We start from the raw sequence: 26374 nt of genomic DNA on the forward strand, positions 1-26374 counted from the left end.
TATGCAATAAGGTGAGCAACTTAACGCTGCCCACCTTCTAGTCGGTTGGTTATTTTGCTGCTTGCGTTTTGCCAGTAAGATCTTCAAGGGGAATAACCTTTGTAACCGTTAAAGTTCCTGCATTGGCACTGCCGATAATCTCATCTGAGTCAATGCTCTTGGTGTCGGCGATTGAGAGCGAAGTTGGGTTACTTTGTCCCGGAGCAGTCGTTTTCCCAGTCATTTGTTTCAACTCCGACAGTTGGATGGTACCCGCGACTTTTAAATCCTTTGCATTACCCTGATGAGATTTCGCTATAACCTCATTCAAGTTCACGCCTTTGGCTACTGTCAATGTGGCAACCTTTGTTGCCGCAAATGCGGAGGTACCGCCAATAGCCATAATCGCGGTTAAAGCAATGCCTACAATCTTTGTTTTCTTAAGTAACATATGGATATCTCCTCTAATTTTAAGTTTGTCTATCGAGGTTGCGCAACCTGCAAAAAAAGTATATCAATCCAATGGTTGAGAAATCGTTAGTTTTCAAAAGCATTTTTCTGATTCTTAAGTAGGCTACCAGTTCATAACTATAGGAAGACGGTTAAACGCTGCAAGGAGGGAGAACTACAGATGTCCTTGGCTGTGAAGTATAAGAAGATGAACATCGAAGGGCAAGAAGTCTTCTTTCGCGAAGCAGGGAATCCACGGAACCCAGCCATTATTCTGCTTCATGGATTTCCTAGCTCTTCCCACATGTTTCGGGATTTGATACCTCAATTGTCTGATCGTTATTATGTCATAGCACCGGACTATCCTGGATACGGAAACAGTAGTATGCCTACAGTAGAGGAGTTCTCGTATACATTTGAACATCTTTCCTTGATTATCGAACAATTGATTAATCGACTTTGTATTTATCGGTATATTTTGTACTGCCATGATTACGGCGGCCCTATCGGTTTTAGACTTGCCATACGCCATCCGGAGCGAGTACTGGGTTTTGTAATTCAGAACGCAGTTGCGCATGCTATCGGGCTTGGACAGCCATTTGATTTGTTTAAGGCGCTTTGGGCAGATCCGAGTCCCGCAAACAAGACAGCGTTTGCCACGCTTGTCGATATCGAATTCACCAAGAAGCAATATACTTTTGGCGTATGCAATCCCTTTCTGATTAGTTCGGATGGGTATACAATGGACCAGTATTTCCTTGATCGACCCGGAAATGCGGCTATTCAATTGGCATTAGGCTACGATTACCGAAGTAATGTGGAACAATATCCGAAATGGCAGCAGTACTTGCGGACCTATCAGCCGCCTACCTTGATTGTTTGGGGTAAAAACGATTTTATATTCACCTTGGCAGGCGCGTATGCGCTCGAAAGGGAATTAACATGTGTAGAACTTGTGTTGTTATGCGGTGGGCACTTTGTCCTCGAAGAAGAGAGCTTCACGGTTGCTAGACTGATCGAATCCTTCTTTTGCCGGGTTTACGGATTCTAGAGGAGCAATTCATACATGAACAAAAAAACGGATGGCGGTGTTCAGCCCATCCGTTTTTTGTGCTGCATGTTTAATCGATTGTCTTCTAAACTACCTTTTTAATAATGGAAATGAATGATTACGGGCAGGAGTACTTGGAATGACGGGTTCTCCACCTGCAAGTAAATGGGTGAAGGCTATCACGGCGGCATTGGCCACTTCAATATCCTGAGCACTCGTACCTCCGCTTACTCCAATGCCGCCGATGACTTTAGCATCACTCACAAGAGGGATGCCTCCACCTAAAATAACGAGTTTACCTTGATTAGTAGTATTAATACCAAATGAAGGAGCACCGGGTTGCGCCGATTGCGCTAGGTTAGAAGTTGGCATCTGCATGGCTACGCTAGTCCAAGCCTTGTTCTGCGAGATTTCGATCCCAGCAATCTTGGCATTATCCATTCGATGAAAAGCAATTAAGTTCGCGCCTTCATCAACGATTGCAATATCGCTTGACAAGCCCATTTGTCGAGCTTTTTGCTCTGCCACTGCAAGCAAATATTTTGCAATATCTAACGTTAATTTGAACATCTCATTCACTCCTTAGGAATTGTTGACTATTCCTGCATTGTATGGTCTTTGCCCCAGTAAAGTGAATGGAAGAAGAGAGAGGCGTACATTCGATTATGATTGTAGCTTAGTGGAAATGCTAAAAACTGTAACTTCATGATGACCGAATAAATAATCGATCCCACGCTGGCGAACTCGAAACTAATCCGGAAACCGAGGTGTCCTTCTTGATAAAGTTCAAAAACGTAGTGAAGACATACAAAGATGGCACTCCTGCTTTGAAAGGAATCAATTTAGAGATAGAGGAGGGCGAGTTGATCACACTGATCGGTCCGAGCGGTTGCGGCAAAACGACAACCATGAAGATGATTAATCGTCTGGTTGAGCCCACCTCGGGCAATATCATCGTGAATGGGCAAGACATCTCGAAAATAAATCCGATCGAGCTTCGCCGGAATATCGGATATGTGATCCAACATATCGGGCTATTCCCGCATATGAGAATTAAGGACAATGTGGAAATCGTACCGAAGTTAAAAAAAATGGACAAGGCTATCTATGAACGGAGAACCGACGAATTGATGGATATGGTAGGGCTAAATCCGAGTCTATATAAGAATCGTTATCCGGCGGAATTAAGCGGAGGTCAGCAGCAAAGAATCGGCGTCATCCGCGCAATGGCAGCTGAGCCTTCGATTATTCTGATGGATGAGCCCTTCAGCGCACTAGATCCAATTAGCAGGGAGCAACTTCAAGACGAACTTATCCGCTTGCAAATGCAAGTAAGGAAAACGATCGTCTTTGTTTCACACGATATGGACGAGGCAATGAAAATTGCCGATCGCATCGTTCTGATGCAAGGGGGAGTCATTGTCCAAGCAGACTCTCCGGAGAATATCATTAGGCGTCCCAAAAACGATTTTGTCCGAACTTTTATCGGGGAAGAACGCTTGAACCCGTCTACAAAATTGGCAGTCGAAGATGTGATGTTGCCTAATCCTGTCACCGTTTCTCTATCGAGGGGATTAGCTTACGGAGCAAAACTGATGAGAAAGCACCACGTGAATGGACTGCTCGTCATCGATAACAACAGGGTTTTACAAGGCATAGTCACGAAAGACATGTTAAAGGAACAGTTTAGCCAAGAGGAACTTGTCATGCAGGATATCATGAATTCCGTGGTCATTTCTGTTCTTATCGGAACCAGCATCAACGATGCCGTGGAACTGATGCAGCAACATGGCATTCATAACTTGCCCGTTATTAATCAAGCCGGCCAACTAGCTGGTTTGTTGACAGATTCTTGTTTAATAACTGCTCTATTAAAACAACTCTGATGCGGAGGCAGCCATGAATCTTTGGGAAGTGTTTATCAACCGAAAAGAAGAGATCATTCGTGCAACATTGGAACATATTCAAATTTCGTTAATCGCGTTAATCATCGCAATCGCAATCTCGATCCCGACGGGGCTGATGCTGACTCGCTATCCACGATTTGCAGCTCCATTGATTGGCGTAGCCTCTCTATTTCAGACCATTCCAAGTTTGGCCTTATTGGGTTTCATGATTCCGGTATTCGGGATCGGCATCAAACCGGCCATTGTAGCTTTGACGGTTTATGCTCTTCTACCGATTCTCAGGAATACTTATACGGGAGTCATGAATGTGGAAAAACCGATTAAGGAAGCCGGAATCGGCATGGGCATGACCAGCTTGCAGTTAATGTTCAAAGTAGAACTTCCACTAGCGCTGAATGTCATTATGGCAGGTATCCGTACAGCGACGGTCATGATTATCGGAGTCGCTACGCTCGCATCGCTTATCGGAGCTGGCGGTCTTGGAGACTTGATTTTTCGCGGTATATCAACCGTCAATACGGATCTGATCTTGGCCGGCACGATACCGGCAGCATTAATGGCTCTGTTGTTTGATTATCTGCTAGGGCGAATGGAGAAGGCACTAACACCACGAGGACTCCTGAAAAAAACACGAAAAATGAAAATCATAAAAGGTGTGGAAATCGCGCTGGCATCGTTACTGATTCTCGCATTTGCAGCAGGTTTAATAACGCGATTGGGGCACTCAGGCAGCGCGAATACCGTTGTCGTAGGCGGTAAAGCATTCACAGAACAGGATATTCTAGTCCACGTGATGTCTTCTTTAATTGAAGCTAAGACTGATTTGACAGTCACCCGCAAACCCTATCTAGGCGGATCTGCCGTTACCCACAGCGCAATCATTGGTGGGAATATCGATGTTTATCCAGAATACACCGGAACAGGTTGGACGGAGATACTCGAGGAGAAACCGGTCGGCGGGAACCCGGAAATAACGTATCAAAAAGTAAAGAACGCCTATGAACAACAATTCCAAATTACCTGGCTCAAACCGTTCGGATTCAATAACACGTATACGTTGGCACTGAGAAATGATGATGCTCAGAAATTAAACATCAATACCATTTCGGAATTGACTCGCTATGCACCTAATCTGGTGTTCGGAGCGACGCAAGAATTTCTAGAGAGACCCGACGGATATAAAGGCTTGCAAACCGCATACGGAATCAAGTTCAAGGAGACCAAGGGTTTAGACCCTGGAATTACGTATGCTGCCGTAAGAGATAGAAAAGTCGACGTTAATGATGCCTATTCCACGGACGGACGCATAACGGCATTTCATCTGAAGGTAATGGAGGATGACAAACAATATTTCCCTCCGTATTACGCTGCTCCCATCATTCGTGAAGATACCTTGAAAGCTCATCCGGAGTTAGAACAGATACTCAATCAATTGGACGGCAAACTCGACGAAAAAGTCATGTCCGAATTAAACGCGAAGGTAGATCTCGAGGGTCAGAAGGCACGCGAGGTGGCCGACGATTGGCTGAAATCCGTAGGTCTGCTCAAATGAATTGTAAATCTGTACGTATCAATAAAGACAGGTGGACATTAAGCGATGTTAGATAAACGGTATTACTTATCAAAATGAGCATATTTGACGTGCTGACTCCGAATGATTTGACTGAATTGGATCATATATCGCCAATGACCCATTTTAATGCTATTCCTAAAGGGAGAATTATTCAGTCACCGGATACCTCAACTCACAGGACGGTTTGTTTTTTTAAAAAGAAGGCAAACTTCGATTGTACAAAATAACTTCTGAAGGAAAGCAGTTTACGGTGGGCATCTTGAGCAAAGGAAATGTTTTCGGGGAAATTGACACGTTTTCTTTTGGAACAAAAGGATTATACATCGAAACCATCAAGATCCTCATAGAACGTGACGGGATGCTCGAGAAATAAGCCCTTGGCGATGTCAGGGATCGGATATTACACTTATTACTAAAGCTTTCTGAACGTTTTGGAGTCGAGGCAGAGGGGGGATCAGAATTGACCTACCATTAACACATCAGGAAATCGTAAACATGGTAGGGGCAACACGCGAGGGTGTCTCTGTCATCCTGAGGGCGTTAATGAAAGAAAACGTCATTCAAACTGGTAGGAAATCGATAACCATATCTCCAATGAAAGTTGCGGAGTTGCTGGAGTTAACCTATTCGTAGAGGATATTCCGGACCCTTTGTCGGTTAGCCAATGGATTCGATAAGGATGAGCTCTCTCGGGAATTACCCGAGAGGGCTCCTTTTTTATAGGCAGCTTGTCAGAAATAAGATAAGAGAAAGATAAGCTTTTGTTAAGCTTTTTTGGGGAGGGTTGTTAAGCTATTCCCGGTATACTCCTAAGTGTGATGGAGGAATCGAAATGAAATGGAAAGATCTTAATACGCTCCGGAGGTGGAACCATTCATGAAGTGTAAAATGAGAACGAACAATCGTTTCACCGTTGGCCGCAGTGTCTCACTCGGAATTACCTTAATCCTCGCAACGAATGTGCTCGTTGCTTGCTCAAGAGGTGTCGACGATGAAGGGAAGCGCGAAGTGCTGCGTATCGGCGTCCTGTATAACAGCAAAGACAATGAATCTGGCATTCGCCAGGAATTGACCGATGATTACGAATTGACGCACCCGAACGTCGATATCGAGCTGACGTCTGCGATCAACATGGACGATGAGCGCATCGAATCGTTCTCCGGCAACCTCGACCGCCCGAAACTTTACGAGGCGCTTAAACAGATGTTGGGAGGCAACAACCCTGTCGACGTGGTGATTTTGGATGATGCCACTTATCTGCACCGGCTGACGCAGGACAATCTTCTTACTCCACTAGATCCTTTGTTACAAGAAGATAAATTCGACTTGGACGATTATTTACCGAAAGTCGTTAACGGCCTCAGAGATACTGACGATCATTCCATTTATGCATTGACACCGACGTTTGCAGGAACCGCGCTCTATTATAATAAGCGATTGTTCGCCGACGCTGGCATTGCTCCTCCTACCGACAACATGCTGTGGCCAGATGTCCTGATGCTTGCGAAGAAAGCCGCTGCAGGCGAAGGTAAGAACCGCAAATTCGGTCTTTCCTTCGACCGGTGGGGAGCTAATGGCCTGAACGATGTTCTGTCCTATTCCGCTCCGCTTCAAGTCAAGATGTTCGACAAACAAGCATGGAAAATGACGGTCGATACTCCACAGTGGAACCGTGCGTGGAATGATATTGCCGCGCTCTATACCGATAAGACCGTTCCTACGCAATCTGACTTGAACAGCAGTAACGACAACGGAAACAGTGATTTATTTCTGAAAGGGCGTCTTGCCATGTTAATCGGAGGCTATGACTATATCAACACACTGGCCGCTGCTCATACCTATTCTTCCGATCCCGTAACGAAGTCGCTCGATTGGGACGTTGTTTCGCTTCCACACTTTGTCGAAGCGCCTGAGATCGGGGGAAGCGTGGCATTAACCAATTTGATGGCAATCGGCGCAAAAGCGCCAAACAAAAAAACGGCTTGGGACTTCATTCAGTACAACAATAGCGAGCGAATGGCGAAGCTGAAATCGCGCAGCAGCAGCAACCTCCCGATCCGAAGGTCGCTTCTGAAACCAAAGGACGGTATGAGCTACAACATTGACGCCTTCTTCGCACTTGATCCCGTCCCGCCATTGGAAGAACGCCAAGAGTTGTATTGGGATACCCCGAATCTGTCCCCTGCATTCAAACTCGGTCAACCTCTGTTCCAGGATGTGATAGACGGAAAGACAACAGTGAAGGATGCGCTTCAGACTTGGCAGAACAAGGGGAATGCATTAATGCAAGATATCAAACGGAATCCGGCAGCGTACGATAACAGCGAAAGCCATTGGGGGGGGATGGGGTGGTTAAACGTCGGATAAGCTCTTGAGACTTTGAAGAACATTGCAGGGCAAGTATAATAGTATAAAAAGCTGTATTTAACACATATTACGAGAGAATATGCAGCTGTAAAAAACAGAGAGGAGCTTTAACATGCATCAACGTGCTGTACTCGCTGGGGGATGCTTTTGGGGAATGCAAGACTTAATCCGCAAGCTTCCCGGCGTCGTCTCGACTCACGTCGGCTATACGGGCGGTGACACTCCGAACGCAACCTATCGAAACCATGGCACTCATGCGGAGGGGATCGAAATCGTCTTCGATACTGCGGAGACCAGCTACCGTCGCATCCTGGAGTATTTTTTTCAAATTCACGATCCTACGACGCGGAACCGTCAGGGGAACGATATCGGCACAAGCTACCGTTCGGCAATCTACTATGTGAGCGACGAGCAGAGAAAGGTGGCGGAAGAGACGATCGCCGACGTGAACGCGTCGGATCTGTGGCCGGGCAAGGTTGTCACCGAAGTGACGCCTGCCGGCGACTTCTGGGAAGCAGAGCCGGAGCACCAGGACTATTTGGAGCGCTATCCGAGCGGTTACACCTGCCACTTTCCGCGCCACAACTGGGTTCTTCCCAAGCGAGAGACCGATGGTCATGTCGGATGACAAGAATATTATTATATGAAGGCCGCGATTTTCGCGGCTTTTTGTATGTATGGGATCAAGTTCTTTGCTTTGGAAAGTGATTTCTAAATATTCATAGGAAGGTGATTACGCATGAACCGCAGACCGTCAGAAGAAGAATACGCCGGGGACGCCGGCGAGTATATCCGGTTGGTGCCGGAAGGTGACATTGTCGACATTCTGCTCGCCCAGGAAAAACAAATGGCCGAGCTGCTCGCATCGTTGACCGAGAGCCAGAGCTCCTATCGATATGCGGAAGGAAAATGGACGCTGAAAGAAGTCGTAGGCCACATCGCAGACAGTGAACGCGTCATGTCCTACCGGCTGCTCCGATTTGCAAGAGGGGATCAGACGCCGCTACCCGGTTACGACCAGGAAACGTTCATTCCTCCTTTCGGAAGCTGGACAACCGCTCAATTGGCCGAAGACTACCGGGCCGTACGGCAATCGACGCTCACACTTCTGCGCGGGTTACCGACGGAGGCGTGGTCTAGCATGGGCAAAGCCAACGACGTAAGCATTTCGGTACGTGCACTTGCTTACGGCATAGCAGGACACGAGCTTCATCACATGGGGGTCATCCGAAATCGTTACTTGAGTTAGTCTAGGAGAACCTCAGTTATGTCCGGTGACAAGAATAATATCTCATTAAAAGTCGCGTATATCGCGGCTTTTTTGCATTTATGGGACCACGTTCTTTGCCGATTCTATTAAACGTAATTAGTCCTGATTTTCCGAATAGGACTTTACAGATTATTTGATGGCTGATAGAATGTTCGTGGTTATATGTTAACCTAGTTTGGTTGTTATAGTTAACAATACATCAGTGATTTTAACACTATTACAGCAACAATGGAAAATTTCTATAGGCAGGTGATTTTCAAGTGAATCTACTACGTGTTCTACTAAATCATTCTTCACAAATGCCAAATCGGGTCGCCATCACCGACAGTCGGAACAGTCTTACTTATTCTTCATTGGTGGAGCGGGTTCAGCGAATTGCTAACGGTCTGAAGCAACGTGGTCATATCCATCGGAGGGTAGCGATCTTGATCAGCAATCGGGTCGAGTTTGTGGAGATTTTTCTAGGAGCCATCTACGCTGGGTATGTGCCTGTGCCTTTGGATCCAAAGTGGAGTTCTGTTGAAATACATGCTGTTTTAGCTCAATGTGAGCCGGGGATTATTTTTGCGGAGGAATTGTATGCTCATCATATTGATTTGCCAATCGGCTTAATTGGGCAAGTTGAAATCATTGTCTTAACGCAAGAGAATGCAGTTGCTTATGAGCAATGGGTGGCCTCATTCCCTCCAAAATCTGAAATAAACCCGAACAATGAATTGCTGTTTATCGGATTTACTTCAGGAACCACGGGAATTCCGAAGGGCTTCATGCGAACCCCGATTTCCTGGATAACAAGCTTCGAAGCCACGAGGGAAGCCTTCCAACTCGATATCAGGCATTGTATGGCACCAGGTCCCTTTGTACACTCATTGTCGTTGTTTGCCTTGCTACAAAGTCTGTACTTTGGCGCGACTTTTCATCTCGTACAGCAATTTCATGCGAATACGGTGATGGAGGTATGTAAGGCTGTTCCCGGAATGATTTTGTTTGTCGTACCTACAATGATTGAATCGCTGCTCCAGCAGGTGAATCCCCGTAAAGCGTCTATTCAAGCCCTGATCAGTTCAGGAGGAAAGTGGTCGGAGCAGTCGAAGCGACAATGCCAGGAAGTGTTCGGCGGTCAGGCCAAGCTGTATGAATACTATGGTTCTTCAGAGGCGAGCTATATCAGCTATATAGACATATATGAGGCACGGAAACCTGGTTCGGTGGGACGGCCTTTTTCTGATGTTGAAATATCCATTCGCGATGAGAAGGGTCAGGAGGTTGTTGCCGGAGAAGTCGGGCAGCTTTACGTTCGAAGCAGCATGACATTCACAGGGTATTATCAATTAAGTGAAGAGACGTCAGCAGTATTTCAAGAGGGGTGGCTTAAGACCGGGGATTACATGTCAGCCGATAACGACGGGTATTTATACTTGGTCGGACGTTCCATGAATAGGATGGTAACCGGCGGATTGAATGTATTTCCCGAAGAAGTGGAAACGGTTATGCAGCAGCTTCCCGCCATTCAGAAGGTTATGGTATTGGGAATGCCAGATGAGCGATGGGGAGAGAAGGTAACCGCAATTGTTCAATGGCACGGAGATCAATGCTTGAGTCTGAATGAAGTGAAGGAATACTGCCGTAAATATTTGGCAAGCTACAAGGCCCCCAAACGGCTTATCACCGTGGATCAGTTCATCTATACCAGCAGCGGAAAGATTGCGCGTCAGCAGATGAAAGAATATGTGAAAGAAGTGGTGGAATGACAGAGGTTGTAATGGTCATGGCCAAACGTACCCCTATCGGCAAAATCGGCGGTCAATTAAGCACGTTTGAACCTGAGCTGCTGCTTGCGCCATTAATTCGTTATATCGTTTCGGAGGCACAATTGCCTCCGGAGTGGATTGATGATGTCATCATCGGTAATGTCGTAGGACCCGGGGGAAATATTGCGCGGGTGGCTGCCTTAGAAGCTGGGCTTCCCGTTACCGTGCCGGGTCTAACCATTGACCGCCAGTGCGGATCGGGATTAGAAGCGATTCATCTGGCTGCCCGTTTCATTCAGAGCGGGGCCGGGGAGGTGTACCTGGCCGGAGGAGTTGAGAGCACAAGCCGGGCACCTTGGAAAATGTTTAAACCAGAGAATCTGGCAGGTACACCTCGATTTTATACACGAGCTCCGTTCACCTCAAGCGCATACGGTGATCCTGATATGGGTGTGGCAGCAGAGAATGTTGCTCGGAAATACAACATATCCAGAGAAGAACAAGACTTGTACGCCTTGAGAAGTCATCAAAAGGCCGTCAACGCACAACAAACAGGCAGGTATCGGCAGGAGATCGTGCCTCTTCAAGTAAACGGTCAATGGGTCACAGTAGATGAATGTCCAAGGCCGGATACTAGCATCAAGAAGCTGCAAAAGTTAGAGCCTGTCTTTATGGAACAAGGCACCGTAACGGCCGGCAATGCGTGTCCCATCAATGATGGGGCTGCACTTGTGCTGCTCATGTCACGTGAGAAGTGTGAGCAGCTAAAACTGAATCCTGTACTACGTTTCGTAGATGCGCAAACTTCCGGAGTTGATCCTCATTATTTGGGAATAGGTCCTGTTTCTGCTGTAAATAAGCTGTTAAGCCGCCAGCTACTCCGAATATCCGATATAGACAGGATGGAATTTAATGAAGCTTTTGCTTCCCAGGTTCTGGCATCGCTGGAGGAGTTGCAAATTCCACAGGAGAAGGTTAATCCTGGGGGCGGTGCATTGGCGTTCGGACATCCATATGGAGCATCCGGCGCCATTCTGATGTCACGCCTATATGCTGAGATGTTGCAGAATCCCTTTAGGCGAGGGATCGCTACATTGGGAATTGGCGGAGGAATGGGGCTTGCTGTCCTAGTGGAGGGGGTTGTATGAATAGCGTTCGATTCCAAGTTCATCTTGCTGAGGACTCTATCGTCCAATATGCCAATGGAATTGGAGCACCTTTGCAGCGGATTGACGGCGCTTTGATCGCACCGTCAACGATGCCGATCATGTTCTGGAAACAAATAGACGCCCCTTGGCTGGACATGCCCGAGTCGCTGATTCATGGAAAACAACAATTTACTTATAAGGCGCCGTTGACCGCAGGAATGGATTTGGATTGCCTGCTATCTTTAACCAAGGTAGAGAACAAAATTGGGCGTCGAGGCAAGTTGATTTTATATACCCATTCCCTAACCTGTACATACGTTGGCCAACCTATCATGACTGCGGAAACTGTATTAATTTCCGTTGGCAACATAGGATGAGAAAACAGATAACTGCAGCAGCCATTCGGGAATATGCGGATCTTACCGGGGATCATGCGCCTATACACCTTCAGGATGAAGCTGCGAGACAAGCCGGGTATCAAGCTCCTATTGCTCATGGGATGTATCTTATGGGGATGGCACAATCTATTTATTTGGCTGAGCATCGGACACATTGGATTCAGTCCTATAGCATGAAGTTTCACAAGCCGCTCGTTCAAAATGCTTCGGCTTACTTTGTCTATGAAGTATGCAACGATAGAATTCAAGTAACGATTCTGGAAGAAGATGAAGATGGAGAAGTCATCGCAAAAGGCGTGTTCATCGTTAAGGAGGGAGTCTGATCACTGTGAGAACGGCACTCATTACCGGAGCAAGCAGGGGGATTGGCCGCAGCATCGCATTGGAGCTCGGGCGAAATGGCTATCAGGTGGCTGTTAATGGTTTGCATGAAGAGCGGATTGACGCCGTTGTGGAAACCATTCGTCTCGAAGGCGGCACAGCCGAAGGGTATTGCGCGAATGTTGCGGATCCATCGGCGGTGACGGCGATGGTTCAGGCCGTAGAGGCGCGTTATGGTGCAATTCATGTATTCATTCATAATGCCGGTCATTTGCATGATCGTAAATGCGAGCAGATGACAGATCTAGAATGGAACTCGGTTCTGGATGTTCATTTGAACGGGGCTTTCTACTGTATTCAGCGAGTCCTCCCCTTAATGACTTCTCATGGCGGCGACATTCTTCTCATGACTTCAACAGCAGGGTTAATGGGCTCCGTAGGTCAGGTCAATTACAGCTCGGCAAAAGCCGGATTGCTAGGGATGGTATGGACACTCGCAGCCGAACTGCGTCGCAATCAAATCAGGATCAATGCTATTGCTCCTGCTGCCTTAACGGATATGACACGACCTGTTATTGAATATTTAAAAGAAAAATACGCGAAACGCAACGAAACGCTACCTGCATTCTGGCAGGTTGGAGAAGCGGATGATGTCGCACAGTTCGTAGGTTTGCTCCTGAAACAGCGAGATCCGGATCTGACCGGTGAAGTCTTTGGTGTGAACGGTTCTCAAATAACCCATTGGCATAAGCCCGAGCCCGGTATGTCCGTTAACGGAGCAGATGCTTTCTTTGCAGCATGGAAGCAGCGGGAAAAGAAGCAATAAATGCTTTCACTACGACTCGGGAGAGAAGTTACAATGAAGTGGCATACACGTTTGACTGAACTGCTTCAAATAGAGTATCCGATTATTCAAGGGGGACTTGCTTATTTGGCCTATTCCGATCTAGCGGCTGCTGTCTCCAATGCCGGCGGATTCGGCCAGATTACAGCCATGAGCCTTCCAGATGCCAATGCGCTGCGCCATGAAATCAGACGTACTCGCAAGCTGACAGACAAACCTTTTGGTATCAACTTTGCTATCGGGATGCACCGAGGTGATATTGAGGAACGGCTTCGTATCGCTTTAGAGGAAAAGGTTTCAGCTGTTTCCCTCACTGGTGGAAATCCTGCGCCATTCATGCCCTTACTGCAGTCAGCAAATCTACCAACGCTGGTGCTAGTCTCGTCTCGAACACAAGCTCAAAAAGCCGAGCAGCTTGGCGCATCCGCAGTAATCGTTGTTGGGCATGAGGGAGGAGGGCATTTAGGACGTGACGAAGTGGGAACGATGGTTCTTGTTCCGCAGGTCGTGGATGCTGTCCGCATCCCCGTTGTCGCTTCAGGCGGGATTAGCGATGGGCGGGGCTGGATGGCTTCCCATGCATTAGGTGCGGAGGGAATCGCAATGGGGACGCGTTTTATTGCTACTCAGGAATGTATTTTTGCGTCTCCTTCCTATAAAAATGCTTTAGTAAAGGCGTCTTCGTCGGATACCGTTGTCATCAAGCGCTCAATCGGTTTTCCTGCAAGAGTGCTTCGAAGCCCTTTGATTGACAAGATTATGGAGCTTGAACGTGAGACGAATGACCGTGAAGCGCTGATGCCCTATATTAGTGGAGAAGCGAACAAGCGCTGGATTTATGATGGCATTCAAGAAGAGGGTTTTGGATGGGCAGGACAAGCCGTTGGTCTGATTCAAGATATTCCGAAAGTCTCTGAGCTGATTCAGAGAATGGTTAGAGAGGCTGAAGATCTACGAAATAAATGGACTTGAGAACTCGGAACTTGTCAAAACCAAATTTTAAAGTACTAGAGGGGAAGGGTTCTCGGAGCAATCCGAGAGCCCATTTTTATTTGGTGGGATTAGCAACTTTTGGAAGATTTCGTCGTCTGAAAGATATACAATAATTAGAAACTCAATTATGCCTATTTCGCAGATCATACATGAAGAAAGGTGTTGTTGTCATTGATCGCCAAGTTTAAGAAGACATATACAAGTTTCATCGTAATCATGGTTGGAAGCATTTTGACAGTCGCGCCGGCTGTGCGTGCAGATTCGGAGGCGCAAACACAAGCTGGAAAACAGGTAATTCCCTTGCTGATGAATGACCAATTCGTGTTATTTCCCGGCGATAAAGCCCCTTACTTGAAAAATAACAAGCTGATGGTGCCGCTGCATACATTTGCAGACACGATTGGCGCAATTGTGACGGAACGAACCTATCCGGTCGTTCAGCAGAACAAGACCATTATGAAGAGTTCTTATAAGATCCGACCTATCGCTTCGGTGGATGAAGTTGGCGGATTGAGAGACGGTATCGCGAGTGCCATCTATGGAGGCGATATGGGCTACGGGCTTCCAGTGGCACCTGAATACCGGGCGGGGGAGCTGTATGTCCCTGCAACGCCTATAATTAGTGGCCTGCGATATTCCTACTCGTACGAAACAAGGACTGTCGGTAGAAATCACACTGCTCTGGCGATTATGGATCCTACCTTTGATCGGCTTTTGTCGCAAGTGAATATTCGTGATGTCCATCAGCCCGAGTACGCTCCAATCATGTCGGACGCGCCATACCCGCTCATCCCGACGGCTTTGACCCAACGCTGGATACGGCTAGGTTTAGGTGCTTCCGCCAACCGTCTGAGCTTCACATTCGAGCGAGAAGAAGGATATGGCGAACGGCCGTCATCGATAACGCTGCGCATCATTGCTGTAGACAAGAACGGTAAAACAGCCACTTCCATCAAGGAGCTTGCAGCTATTGGCGAGTTTACTCGGACTGTCGTTACAGACGTGCCCTTCGAAGCTGCATATGTACTCGTTCATGCTACACCGAACTTTCAAACCGAGCCAGTTTATCCGACCGGTTATGCGCTGCAATCGAAATTAAGCCAGGCTGTAGCGAAGTTTTATGGAAGACAGGATATGTTTACGGACTTCAGATTGCATCCAGTCGATGTAAGTATAAATGCTCAGGAGATGGTGCTTACGGTGCGCAACATTGCTTGGAATCGTCAACCAATTACGAATGAAGCGATCGAAGTGTTAAGACAGTCCATCTACGAGTTAGTAGGGCGTTCATTCCCACTTCGTATCATAGATGAAGTCCGAAACGAGCAGCCTGAAGTTATAGGTACGATTACGTCAATCGATAAATCTGGTAGAATCACAATCCGACCGGATAAAGCTGGTACAGATGAAGCGGATTTATCCGTCTGGTTAGGCACGCCAGATGATGATCTGTATGTTCATTCAGCGTCTCATGAAACAGGACTTATTCCTGCGGACCTCAAAGTCGGTATGCAAGTAAGCGCATGGATTAGCGGCGAAGCCTTGCGAGACACGGTAGCCGTGCATGTGCAGCTGCGCGAGATTATGATTCAATAGCAGGTAAATGTAATAGAAGATATGTTTTATCACAAGAGGGGCTGACTTTAGAAATTTGGGATCCGCGTACTACCGTAGGCTTTCACGACTAGTTTACAGGAGAGGTGTGCATACACGATATGATCAGACCTGCCGACTTACAAGACGATGACGTTTGGAGCATGTTCGAAGCATGCAAGGATGGGGATCTCGAGCGCGTAAAGTCTTTAGTATCCCGTCGCCCATCGTTGATTCGTTGTGAATACAACTACACGCCGCCCATTCACTTTGCCGTCCGTGAAGGTCATCTGATAATGGTTCGTTACCTACTGGAAATGGGAGCAGATATTGCTTACCGCAGTTATCCATTTCAGGAATCGCTTCTGACCATGGCGCAAAATCGCGGTCATCATGAGATTGCGAAGCTTCTGTTGGAGAAGCTGTCACTCCGATATACTGTCTCAGCTAACATGACCGCCATTTTGGACGCTGCTCGGAACGGGGATTTGCTTCAGATTCAGGCGGAACTTGAGCGCAATCCCGGACTGGCGTGGGCTTCTAACGAAACCGGCGATACGGCTCTTCACCAAGCTGCTGAGGGCGGTCATGGTCCAATCATGCTGCTGCTTCTTGATGCTGGCGCACCAATAGATGCAGTCCGAGCCGATGGAAATCGACCGATTACCTGCGCGCTTAATCCACGCGGCAAATCACCTCATCTAGTTGGAAGTCTTGTACAGATGTTGCTTGAAAGAGGGGCCTTATACAACATCTATCTAGCAGCGGAACTTGGTGATGATGCCTATATTCGAGAAGTTCTCATTCATAATCCCGCTCTTGCAAACTTCGAAGATACATCGCACAGACGCCCGATCTCTGCTGCCGCGCGCAGAAATGATCTTCCAATGGCGAGGCTGCTTCTTGAGCAAGGAGCCGACCCGTCCCTTCCGGAAGAAGGTGCGCCGTTAGGGCAGGCGCTTTGGTTCGCCGTTTATCAGAATGAATATGAAATGGCCAAGCTGCTCCTTGAGTACGGCGCAAATCCCAATACCGCACCAGAGTCTAGTGGGAGTGCCCTTCACCACGCACAACAATTACCAAAGTTGAAGGACCTTCTCCTCAAATATGGTGCAGAAGAGAATAACGGAGACCTAGAACTCTTCGAAAGGTTAGTAGCTGATAATGAAATCCTAGACGTTGAATTGCTGCTGAAGGAACAGCCAGATTTAGCCAAACAAGCTAACGCTTTTTGGGGAGAGGGCATTCTAAGCGTACCGGCTAACAACGGTCATCGAGAGATGCTGCAGCTTCTGATTCGTTATGGCGCACGAGTTCCTGACGTCTCCAAGTGGGGCCGTGCCTACTATTTCAAACACTACGAGTTTGGCGCATTGCTTTTATATTGCGGAATGAATCCCGATCATATGAATTGGCAGCGCATCACGCTCTTGCACGAGATGTCACAGGAGGGGGACTTGGAGAAGGCGAGGCTGCTGCTTGATTATGGTGCTGATATCAACGCTATTGATGAGGATTATCGTTCGACTCCTTTAGGCTTTGCCGCTAGATGGGGCCAGAGGGAAATAGTTGCGCTGCTCCTAGCGAGAGGTGCAGATCCGAACAAAGCTGGCGCGACATGGGCAACTCCGTTGTCTTGGTCACAGAAGAAAGGGTATACCGAAATCGAAGCCGATTTACGGAGTGCTGGTGCGAAATAAAAGTCATAAACAATAGTCGGAGCGTATGCGAACATCTATCATAACTTTAATCGTCAAGAGAAGCGAAAGTAAGTAATCCGGAACCTAAGGAAGTGCGCGTATTGTCTAATCTACCAAATTCGTTAAATGACGTGAGTAGCGATAACCTTCGAGCTAACTGCGATGAATGTTTTGGACTGTGCTGTATCGCATTAAGTTTCTCAGCATCGGAAGGCTTCCCAACCGACAAAAAGGCAGGCGAGCCCTGCATCAATCTAAAATCAAACTATCGCTGTGGTATACATGAAAGCCTCGGCAAACGAGGACTTAAAGGCTGTATAGCTTTTGAATGCTTTGGCGCGGGACAAAAGGTATCCCAAATCAGCTTTGATGGACAAGATTGGCGGAAATCCCCTGATTCTGCAAATCGAATGTTCAAAGTGTTCATAATCATGATGAAGCTTCATGAATTACTTTGGTATCTGACTGAAACGCTCACGTTACCACCGGCACAGTCTATTCTAGGTGAACTCCGTTCTAAGCTTGAAGAGACGGAACGGCTTACATACCTCAAACCTGACTCACTTCTGGAACTGGACGTTGGGGCACATCAGGCTTCCGTAAATACTCTACTTTTAAAGGTCAGTGAACTAGTTCGATATGAAGCACGTAACAAACAGAAGGTCCGTTCAGGACAAAAGACTCGGAAGACCATTGGTCGTGGTGCCGACCTTATTGGTACTGACCTCAGAAAGATGGACCTTAGAGGAGCCAACTTAAGAGGAGCATACCTTATTGCTGCTGACCTTAGTGGGGTCGATCTTGGAGGAACTGATTTTATCGGTGCAGATTTTCGGGATGCAAACCTCAGAGGTGCTGACCTTTCAAAGAGTATCTTTCTTACTCAAGCCCAACTTAACGCAGCTAAGGGAGATTCACGGACTAAGGTACCTCCGTTGCTTAAGCAACCAGCACATTGGCATTCAACAAACGGGATACATTAGTCGAATGCATGTTGGATTTCTTTAATTCCGACTAAACTGGTAAGAATAGGTTTGACAACGTGGTTGGTGCAAATTATGATACTAATAGTTTTATTAAATTAGTTAGTTAAAGGGGATTTCATCATGAAAAAGTCTAATCTAGTTGTGGCTGCAATTGCTCTAACATTCTCTCTTACGCTGACAGCATGCGGGAGCAAAGCGAACTCATTCGATCAAATTAAAGAGGCTGGGATTATTAAAATTGGAACCGAGGGGACCTATGCTCCTTTTACATACCATGACAAAGACGGCAAATTAACTGGTTTCGACGTGGAGATTGCCGAAGAGGTTGCGAAAAGAATTGGCGTGAAAGCGGAGTTCATTGAAACAAAATGGGATGGTATGTTTGCAGGCTTAGACAGTAAGCGTTTCGATGCTGTATTTAACGAAGTCACTATCAAAGATGATCGGAAAGAGAAATACGATTTCTCGAAGGATTATATTGCATCACGTTCCGTGCTTATTGTTGCAAGTGATAACAACGAAATCCAGAAGCTTGAGGATTTGAAAGGGAAAAAGTCTGCCCAATCCTTAACTTCGAATCTAGCGGATCTTGCAAAGTCGTTCGGGGCGGAAATCGTACAAGTCGACGGATTTAATCAATCGATTGATTTGATCGGATCCAAACGCGTGGATGCAACCATTAATGATAAGCTATCATTCCTGGATTTCAAGAAACAAAAGCCCGATGCCCCGGTTAAAGTCGTAGCCGAAGCAGATGACGTTTCTTACAGCGCCGCTTTGTTTAACAAAGGAAACACAGAGCTGGTGGATGCTGTGAATAAAGCATTGGATGATATGCATAGTGACGGGTCATATGAGGCAATTTCGATGAAGTATTTTGGCCAAGACGTGTCTAAATAAATAAATGAATAAGGAAGTCATCGCATGAATGAGAGAATCGTTCACATAATAATAGAATCCTTTCTCCCCCTGTTGAAAGCAGGGGTTTCTTTTACTGTTCCGCTCACTTTACTATCGTTTGCCTTCGGTATAGTGCTTGCATTCGCAACGGCATTGGCTCGTATATCCGGGGTAAAGGCTTTAGTGTTTCCCGCGCGGTTTTATGTGTGGTTGATTCGAGGTACGCCGTTAATTGTTCAATTATTCATCATTTTTTATGGGTTGCCGAGCGCTGGCATTCTATTGGATCCTTTTCCGGCAGCCGTGATAAGTTTCTCGCTTAGCATCGGAGCTTACGGTTCCGAAATTGTTCGCGCAGCCATTCAGTCCATCCCTAAAGGGCAATGGGAAGCAGCATCTTCACTTGGCATGAATAAAGCCCAGACGCTTCGCAGAATTATTGTTCCTCAGGCACTTAAAGTAGCAACCCCTCCTTTATTTAATTCGTTCATAAGCTTGGTCAAAGATACTTCACTGGCTGCTGTAGTTACCGTGCCGGAGATGTTTCAGAAGTCACAACAGATTACGGCCTTGTATTATGAACCGCTTGTGTTGTATTGCGAAGTAGGAGCGATCTACTTGCTTTTCTGTAGTGGGTTATCCTTCTTGCAAGCAAGACTAGAGGCTAGTTTTCGTCATGAAAGGGCTTGATTCCTTTGCTTAGTATACGTAATCTTACCAAAAAATTCGGCAAGCAGACCATATTGCACCCCTTCAACCTTGATTTGGAACAAGGGAAAGTACTTACTATTATTGGTCCATCAGGCTCAGGTAAAACAACGCTACTTCGTTGCATAAATGCCTTGGAAATTCCTGAAACGGGCAGTGTGACGCTTGGAGACAGGGAGTTGCAATTCAACAGCAAGCGAAAGCCTTCATCGACTGACCTCATCGCACTTCGGCAGAAAACAGGGATGGTATTCCAGTCCTTCGAGCTGTTCCCTCATCTGACGGTGATGCAGAATATTATTGAAGCGCCGGTTGTTGTCAAGAAAACCAACAAATCGGAAGCCATAGCTAAGGCGGAACAGCTTCTGATGAAAGTTGGATTAGCGGATAAGGCGAACTTCTATCCAAGTGAACTCTCAGGTGGACAGAAACAGCGAATTGCGATCGCAAGAGCATTGGCTATGGATCCACAGCTGTTACTATTTGATGAACCTACATCAGCTTTAGACCCCGAGCTCGTGGGAGAAGTTCTCCAAGTCATTAAACAATTAGCTGCAGAAGGGATGACGATGGTCATTGTCACTCATGAGATGAAATTTGCGGAGAACGTTGCGGATACAGTTCTGTTTATGGAAGATGGCAAGATTGTTGAGCAAGGCCCTCCGCAGCAGTTATTCCACGAACCGCTTCATCCTCGTACCCGAATATTCGTTTCTCGGGTAAATGACTATGTTATATAGCACAGTGGATGGAGTAGAAGGGGAGAAATGAAAAACACGCCATTAGTGGCGTGTTTTTATTTGGAGTGAGTATCAGGTAATGGACGCTTGGTAGATCGACGAAATGGTATTCGATAGCTTAGCATTAAATTCGGTATCTGTTTGCTGAGCCGATAACCCTTCAGCCAAGGCACGCGAGAAACTGGCAATTAAACCATGATTCCGTGCTAGTTTTTCATTCGCTAAGTTTCGATCATACCCGCCTGACAAAGCTACAACCCTCACAATATGGGGATCGTTCATTAAATCACTATACAAATTATCTTCAGACGGGATGGAAAGCTTGAGCATGACTCTTGCGTCTTTATCTAGGGCCGCTAACTGTTTAAGGATCTCCTCTTTGAGCAGTTGTTCCGATTTCTCTTTGTCTGCACTTCGGATATCGACCTCAGGTTCGATAATGGGGACGAGTCCTGCCGATAGAATTTGCTTTCCAATATCGAATTGCTGCTCGACGACTTTCCTAATCCCTTCTTGGTTTGCTTCTTTAATTACGGATCTCATCTTCGTTCCGAAAATTTGTTTTTCGTTCGCCCGAGCTAGACGACCGTTCAAATCATGAATAGGCTTCATGAGTTGGACGCCGTCATGGGACTCGGCAAGGCCATCATCGATCTTCAAGAAAGGCACGATGCCTTTTTTCTCCCAAAGATAATCTGCGGTGAATTGATTCTCAATGGTACGATTCATAGTATTCTCGAATAAAATCGCGCCAAGGATGAATTCCGAGCTAAACGCCGGGCTTGTGATGATTCGAGTCCTCATTTCGTGAACCAATTTAAACATGTCTTCGTTATTTGAGTAGCTGTTTTCTTGTATGCCGTACTCCAACAGCGCCTTCGGCGTGCTTCCTCCACTTTGGTCAAGTGCAGCGATAAAACCACTTCCGGTTTGAATGCGATTCATTTGTTCCTGTTTCATTGTCAATTCTCCTTCCTAATCATAACAATCGAATGGGGGATCCTTTGATGAGTCTACAAATGTCCGCCTATCGAGTACGGATTCAACATTCATCCTTATTGTACACAAAAGCGAAATGTAATAAAACAGAGCGATTTGCCACAGATATTCTGAACCTGAGTTAGCCAAAAGTAGAATGATAGTTAAACGAACAAGAAGCAGTTTGCCATCGGCAACTGCTCCTTGTTTTATTGAAGTAACTTACAGGCGGCTCTAGCCCTTAGGTTGTGCCTGAATCTTGCGGGCGACCCGCTGACCGAGCCCGACATCTGCTTGGGTGAGGTAGCCGAGAACAACTGTTTGCGTGCCGGGAGAGACAGCAGCCAGATTGGCACTCAGGTTATCGACGAGATGCTCCTGCTGAATTGGCGGAAGTGCCCTATAATACTGACCGGCCTGCGTAAAATCATCCTGCTTCGGGATATGGGATCGCATCAGGCGTCCTTCAACAAATCTCCCGTTGCCGCTGGTGATCTGCGATTCAGGCGTCCAGTTCAACTGATGATTAATCGGAATACTCCGGAAGTCCGGTCCAAGCCGCCGCCGCTGCGAATCTGTGTAAATATTGGCGCGGCCTTGCAGCATTTTATCGTCGGATAGTTCTGCGCCTTCCAGCAGGTTGGATGGGGAGAACGCGAGTTTCTCCACTTGCTCCTTATAATTGCTCGGATTGCGGTTCAAGACCAGCTTCCCGACCGGGAGGAGCGGGTACTGCCGTTCATCCCATAGCTTCGTATCGTCTAGCGGATCATAAGGGAGGGTGACCTCGTCTTGGGGGTTCATCAGTTGCACGTAGAGCCCGTATTCAACCGTCTTGCCAGCGTGCAGCGTGTCATACAAGTCTTGCGCGGCATAATCCGGATTCTCGCCTGCGAGCCGGGCTGCTTCCCTGCTGTCAATATACTGTGTGCCGGCGAGAGGCAGCCAATGATATTTGACGTAGCTTCGGAAACCTTGCGCGTTGACCCAGACGTATGTATTGACGCTGTGGCCCGGAATATGGCGCAGACTCTTGACCGTACCCGCGTCGGAGAAGAGCCAGAGGATAAGATGGGTCGCTTCCGGCGCCCGGGCGATGAAGTTCCAGAAAATTTCGGGGTTAATCAGGTTGTTGATGGGAGATGGCGAGAGCGCTTTAACCGCTTCCGGGAAACGGACGGCATCCCTGACTAGGAACACGGGGATATGATTGAAGACCAAATCGAACACGCCATGATCCGTATAGAACTTAGTGGCGAAGCCACGTATGTTTCGGGACGTATCCGGTGTGCCTTTGTTGCTGACGGCCAGCGAAAATCTCACCGTGACAGGGACTTGCTGCCCCGGCTGCTGCAGAAAACAAAGCTTCGTGTGCGCCGACATGGCATGTGTCGTCTGAAAGTAGCCAAACGCACCGCAGCCTTTGACATGCACGGGCCTTTCCAGTAAGGTCGAATACACGAATGTCTCCAGCGTTTCATGCAGCAAGCTGTCCTGTTCGAGGACGGGGCCTCGTTCGCCGACCGTTTGAGAGTGCTGGGCAGGCGGAGTCTTGCCCGGCCTGTTATTCGGGCGATGGTCATTATTCTCGTTCATCCCGTTACCTCCTTTGGGTATATAGAAAGGTATGAGGAGGGATGCTTTTGCATGATTGAAGAACGACAGAAATATTGTTCATACGATACTAATGGCTACTATCGCTATCTCCCAATTTTACTCCCGTATTATTGCCCTCAAAGTAATGCCAGGTCTGATAGCCGTCAATGATACTTGGATCGAGAGCCCTGACATTCAGGTCGGTTTGCTCGGCGAGATACGGATAAGAGCAGACTTTCGTCGTGATCTTATGGTATTTCTGTCCATATGTAATATTGTTTCATATTTAATATGTATGATATATTCTCGTTGAACGAACACATTGGAGGTGATCTAGCTGCACAGAGTGAGGTGCTGTACCACAAGTCCACGCTGACTCTTTTGATTCCGAGCCCGATAGTCTGTTCGGCGTTGAAGCGTATAATCCACTGAATGATTTCTCCATGTTGAATTTCCCACTACTAACCTGAATGCAACAATTAATCGCCCGCTTCCACTGTATGACTGCCCGCACTTCCTAACCTTTGCAAGACGCATATATCCAAAATCGAATAAGCAACGAGCCGCCGTTTCATATTATGGAGTTGGAGGGATTCTCGAATGCTAAATGTTGCTATGCTCAGCAAATGGCATGTTCATGCCGATGGGTACGCCAAGCACCTGCAATCACTTGGAAACGTTAACATAAAGGCCGTATGGGATGAGAACAAGGAACGCGGTATCGCCTGGGCGGATGAGCTCGGAGCCATGCTCGAGACCGACTTGGACGCGCTGCTACGCCGGGAGGATGTGGACGCCGTAGTCGTCAACGCCCCAACTAGCATGCACGCCGAAGTGATGATTGCCGCCGCAAACGCGGGCAAGCATATTTTCACCGAGAAAGCAATGGCGCTTACCGTAACGGAATGCGATCTTATCTCCGCAGCCGTCCGGCAGGCTGGCGTCAAGTTCTGCATTTCCTTCCCCGCCCGGACGAGACCGCATCATCTGTTCGCCAAACAGCTGCTGGACGACGGCCTGTTAGGCGCGATCACGCTATTGCGCATTCGGAACGGACATGACGGCGCGCTCCGTAATTGGCTGCCCGACTACTGGTATGATGAGAAACTTGCAGGCGGAGGCGCCATGATGGATCTCGGCTGCCACCCGATGTACCTGGCCAGCTGGCTACTCGGCCAGCCGAAGCGCATCACGTCCATGTTCAACCATTTCACGGGCAGGGCAGTGGAAGACAACGCGCAATGCTCGATTGAATTCGCTAACAATGCTGTCGCGCTTTTGGAAACGAGTCTGGTTACTTACCGGACGCCGCCGGCTTTCGAACTCTACGGAACGGAAGGAACACTTATCATCTCAGGAGACAGCGTGCAAGTCGCATCCAAGTATGCCGATTCACCGCTGCAGGGCTGGATTGCACCTTACCGGATGCCCGAAGCTCAGCCACTGCCGTTGACGCAATGGGTAAACGGCGTCATGAATGACGGTCCGATGCCTTTTGGCCTGGAGGACGGCACGAAGCTGACGGAGCTGCTGGAAACGGCCTATATTGCGCATCGCGAACGACGAACAGTAGAGTTCAAACAGACGGGAGGGATGTAAGCAATGCGGACCGTCAAGATAGGAATCATCGGATGCGGCATGATCGCGAACGGCAAGCATATGCCGAGCCTGAACAAAGTGGAACAGGCAGAGATGGTTGCGTTCTGCGATCTGATAGAGGAACGCGCGCGTGAAGCCGCCGAGAAGTACGGCGCGCCTGATGCCATGGTATTCACGGATTACAAGCAGCTGCTCGCCATGCCAGAAATCGAAGTCATTCATGTTCTGACACCGAACATCTCCCATGCTGAGATTTCAATAGCGGCATTGGAGGCTGGAAAACATGTCATGTGCGAGAAACCGATGGCAAAGACCGGAGCCGAAGCAAAAGCCATGTACGACGCACATGTCCGGACAGGGAAAAAATTGACTGTAGGCTACCAAAACCGGAGCAAGGCTCAGTCCCAGCTGCTGAAGAAAATGATCGAGAACGACGAACTTGGCGAAATCTATTTTGCCAAAGCAGTCGCTACCAGACGGAGGGGCGTCCCCACATGGGGTGTGTTTCTGGATAAAGAGAAGCAGGGCGGAGGACCGATGATCGACATTGGCACCCATTCTCTGGATCTCATCCTTTGGCTGATGAACAATTACGAGCCGGAAAGTGTCGTAGGCAGTGTCTTCCATAAATTAAAACATGCGGAGAACGCAGCGAATGAGTGGGGCTCCTGGGATCCGAATGAATTCGAAGTGGAAGATTCGGCCTTCGGCTATGTGAAATTCAAGAACGGCGCCGTCGTTTCGATTGAAACCAGTTGGGCGCTTAATGTCGCCAAGCCGGAAGGGTCGTATTTGTGCGGCACGAAGGGTGGAGCGGACTTTAACGGGGGCCTGCGAATCAATGGCGAGCGGGACGGCAGCCTGTTCCTGAACGTCATCGACGTAGATCCCAAGGCAAGGGAACGCTTCAGAGGCGAGAATCTGACGGATTTCGAGTACGAAGCCAAGCAGTGGATCAACTGCATAGTGAACGATGAGGAGCCACTCGTGAAGCCCAGAGAGGCGATGGTTGTTTCGGCAATTCTGGAGGCGGTCTATATCTCCGCCGAAACCGGGAAGCCGGTCTACCTCGACTGACGGGTCTCCTTACGATTCGGCCTAAACTAGCGGGTACATTACCACAATAAGGATCGTTTTCATAAAATAAAAATAAAGTGACAAGAACATTATTTAAAGCTGGATAGTAACACGTAAGAGGCAAGGGGATTCCCCTTTGTCTCTTTTCTGTTATAAGTGCAGGTAAATAACCTGACGTCTTTATGTGACAAATAATGACACGTTGTTGCATCAAAATACCTAAAGGAGCGTAAAACCTAGTTCTATGGCAGTTAAATGATAAGTTTCAGCTAAGAGATGATTGATAAATCGAAAATGTTCGGGTATCATGTACCTGACAATATATCAGAAAATTAAGTGTTTTATATCATGTTCAATTATTGATCTACCTTCTAGTAGATAGAAAACAACTTTTTAAATGTATATGAACCTTTCTTTGAAAAGGGTTACATATAAAATTGATTTA

Annotated in this window: 25 protein-coding genes; 21 read left to right on the forward strand and 4 right to left on the reverse strand. The window is 47.5% G+C overall.

Going from position 1 to position 26374, the window contains the following annotated elements:
• Positions 1 to 49 precede the first annotated feature (49 nt).
• Entirely contained in the window at positions 50 to 430 is a 381-nt protein-coding gene (locus tag BLW29_RS01400; RefSeq protein ID WP_090975549.1) for a hypothetical protein, read from the reverse strand.
• Positions 431 to 610: 180 nt separating this feature from the next.
• Here BLW29_RS01400 and BLW29_RS01405 point away from each other — a divergent pair, with 180 nt between their 5' ends.
• The gene (locus tag BLW29_RS01405; protein WP_090975550.1) at positions 611 to 1480 is read left to right on the forward strand and encodes an alpha/beta fold hydrolase; all 870 of its coding nucleotides are present in this window, start codon (positions 611 to 613) and stop codon (positions 1478 to 1480) included.
• A 90-nt stretch (positions 1481 to 1570) separates the two neighbouring features.
• Here the strand turns inward: BLW29_RS01405 and BLW29_RS01410 are convergent, their stop codons facing one another.
• A complete protein-coding gene (locus tag BLW29_RS01410) occupies positions 1571 to 2050 on the reverse strand; it encodes a GlcG/HbpS family heme-binding protein (RefSeq protein ID WP_090975551.1) in 480 nt (159 codons plus the stop codon).
• Between the two features lie 206 nt (positions 2051 to 2256).
• Between BLW29_RS01410 and BLW29_RS01415 the strand changes: the two genes are divergently transcribed.
• The 18 genes from BLW29_RS01415 to BLW29_RS01500 all read left to right on the forward strand — a co-directional run bounded on the left by BLW29_RS01415 (position 2257) and on the right by BLW29_RS01500 (position 20679).
• Positions 2257 to 3366, forward strand: a complete 1110-nt coding sequence (locus BLW29_RS01415; RefSeq protein ID WP_090975552.1) for a betaine/proline/choline family ABC transporter ATP-binding protein — start codon at positions 2257 to 2259, stop codon at positions 3364 to 3366.
• Between the two features lie 13 nt (positions 3367 to 3379).
• Entirely contained in the window at positions 3380 to 4939 is a 1560-nt protein-coding gene (locus BLW29_RS01420) for a glycine betaine ABC transporter substrate-binding protein (protein WP_090975553.1), read from the forward strand.
• A gap of 516 nt (positions 4940 to 5455) precedes the next feature.
• Positions 5456 to 5593 carry a helix-turn-helix domain-containing protein gene (locus BLW29_RS31650; protein WP_256208251.1) on the forward strand — a complete coding sequence of 46 codons (138 nt, stop codon included), beginning with the start codon at positions 5456 to 5458 and terminating at the stop codon, positions 5591 to 5593.
• Between the two features lie 243 nt (positions 5594 to 5836).
• Positions 5837 to 7327 carry an ABC transporter substrate-binding protein gene (locus tag BLW29_RS01430; protein WP_090975554.1) on the forward strand — a complete coding sequence of 497 codons (1491 nt, stop codon included), beginning with the start codon at positions 5837 to 5839 and terminating at the stop codon, positions 7325 to 7327.
• A 112-nt stretch (positions 7328 to 7439) separates the two neighbouring features.
• The gene (msrA, locus tag BLW29_RS01435; protein ID WP_090975555.1) at positions 7440 to 7955 is read left to right on the forward strand and encodes a peptide-methionine (S)-S-oxide reductase MsrA; all 516 of its coding nucleotides are present in this window, start codon (positions 7440 to 7442) and stop codon (positions 7953 to 7955) included.
• A gap of 111 nt (positions 7956 to 8066) precedes the next feature.
• Positions 8067 to 8576 (forward strand): DinB family protein, encoded by a 510-nt coding sequence (locus tag BLW29_RS01440; protein ID WP_090975556.1) that lies wholly within the window; start codon positions 8067 to 8069, stop codon positions 8574 to 8576.
• A gap of 320 nt (positions 8577 to 8896) precedes the next feature.
• Positions 8897 to 10348 carry an AMP-binding protein gene (locus BLW29_RS01445; RefSeq protein WP_256208374.1) on the forward strand — a complete coding sequence of 484 codons (1452 nt, stop codon included), beginning with the start codon at positions 8897 to 8899 and terminating at the stop codon, positions 10346 to 10348.
• Positions 10345 to 11496, forward strand: a complete 1152-nt coding sequence (locus tag BLW29_RS01450; protein WP_090975558.1) for a thiolase family protein — start codon at positions 10345 to 10347, stop codon at positions 11494 to 11496. Before BLW29_RS01445 ends, BLW29_RS01450 begins: the two co-directional genes overlap by 4 nt.
• Entirely contained in the window at positions 11493 to 11873 is a 381-nt protein-coding gene (locus tag BLW29_RS01455; RefSeq protein ID WP_090975559.1) for an FAS1-like dehydratase domain-containing protein, read from the forward strand. Before BLW29_RS01450 ends, BLW29_RS01455 begins: the two co-directional genes overlap by 4 nt.
• Entirely contained in the window at positions 11870 to 12217 is a 348-nt protein-coding gene (locus tag BLW29_RS01460) for a MaoC family dehydratase (RefSeq protein ID WP_090975560.1), read from the forward strand. Before BLW29_RS01455 ends, BLW29_RS01460 begins: the two co-directional genes overlap by 4 nt.
• Positions 12218 to 12222: 5 nt before the next feature.
• Entirely contained in the window at positions 12223 to 13041 is an 819-nt protein-coding gene (locus BLW29_RS01465) for an SDR family NAD(P)-dependent oxidoreductase (RefSeq protein ID WP_090975561.1), read from the forward strand.
• Between the two features lie 33 nt (positions 13042 to 13074).
• Positions 13075 to 14031 (forward strand): NAD(P)H-dependent flavin oxidoreductase, encoded by a 957-nt coding sequence (locus tag BLW29_RS01470; RefSeq protein ID WP_090975562.1) that lies wholly within the window; start codon positions 13075 to 13077, stop codon positions 14029 to 14031.
• 192 nt (positions 14032 to 14223) lie between these two features.
• Complete coding sequence (locus BLW29_RS01475; RefSeq protein ID WP_090975563.1) at positions 14224 to 15648, forward strand: hypothetical protein; 1425 nt, start codon at positions 14224 to 14226, stop codon at positions 15646 to 15648.
• 119 nt (positions 15649 to 15767) lie between these two features.
• Positions 15768 to 17345, forward strand: a complete 1578-nt coding sequence (locus BLW29_RS01480; protein WP_090975564.1) for an ankyrin repeat domain-containing protein — start codon at positions 15768 to 15770, stop codon at positions 17343 to 17345.
• Positions 17346 to 17446: 101 nt separating this feature from the next.
• Positions 17447 to 18328, forward strand: coding sequence for a pentapeptide repeat-containing protein (locus BLW29_RS01485; RefSeq protein ID WP_371264659.1), 882 nt, complete (start codon positions 17447 to 17449; stop codon positions 18326 to 18328).
• Between the two features lie 123 nt (positions 18329 to 18451).
• Entirely contained in the window at positions 18452 to 19231 is a 780-nt protein-coding gene (locus BLW29_RS01490) for an amino acid ABC transporter substrate-binding protein (protein WP_090975566.1), read from the forward strand.
• Positions 19232 to 19255: 24 nt separating this feature from the next.
• Positions 19256 to 19921, forward strand: a complete 666-nt coding sequence (locus BLW29_RS01495) for an amino acid ABC transporter permease (RefSeq protein WP_090975567.1) — start codon at positions 19256 to 19258, stop codon at positions 19919 to 19921.
• A 5-nt stretch (positions 19922 to 19926) separates the two neighbouring features.
• Positions 19927 to 20679 carry an amino acid ABC transporter ATP-binding protein gene (locus BLW29_RS01500; RefSeq protein WP_090977024.1) on the forward strand — a complete coding sequence of 251 codons (753 nt, stop codon included), beginning with the start codon at positions 19927 to 19929 and terminating at the stop codon, positions 20677 to 20679.
• A 72-nt stretch (positions 20680 to 20751) separates the two neighbouring features.
• Here BLW29_RS01500 and BLW29_RS01505 read toward each other — a convergent pair whose 3' ends face one another.
• Positions 20752 to 21639 carry a fructose bisphosphate aldolase gene (locus BLW29_RS01505; RefSeq protein WP_090975568.1) on the reverse strand — a complete coding sequence of 296 codons (888 nt, stop codon included), beginning with the start codon at positions 21637 to 21639 and terminating at the stop codon, positions 20752 to 20754.
• A 252-nt stretch (positions 21640 to 21891) separates the two neighbouring features.
• Entirely contained in the window at positions 21892 to 23253 is a 1362-nt protein-coding gene (locus BLW29_RS01510; RefSeq protein WP_090975569.1) for a catalase, read from the reverse strand.
• 600 nt (positions 23254 to 23853) lie between these two features.
• On the opposite strand from BLW29_RS01510, the gene BLW29_RS01520 reads away from it, so the two are divergent.
• Both BLW29_RS01520 and BLW29_RS01525 read left to right on the forward strand, forming a co-directional pair.
• Positions 23854 to 24852: a Gfo/Idh/MocA family protein gene (locus tag BLW29_RS01520; RefSeq protein ID WP_090975571.1), complete on the forward strand. Its 999-nt coding sequence runs from the start codon at positions 23854 to 23856 to the stop codon at positions 24850 to 24852.
• A gap of 3 nt (positions 24853 to 24855) precedes the next feature.
• On the forward strand, positions 24856 to 25929 hold the full coding sequence (locus BLW29_RS01525; RefSeq protein ID WP_090975572.1) for a Gfo/Idh/MocA family protein: 1074 nt from the start codon (positions 24856 to 24858) through the stop codon (positions 25927 to 25929).
• The last annotated feature ends 445 nt before the right edge of the window (positions 25930 to 26374 follow it).

Origin of the sequence: Paenibacillus sp. CF384, assembly GCF_900106745.1 — a bacterium.
GTDB lineage: Bacteria > Bacillota > Bacilli > Paenibacillales > Paenibacillaceae > Paenibacillus_Z.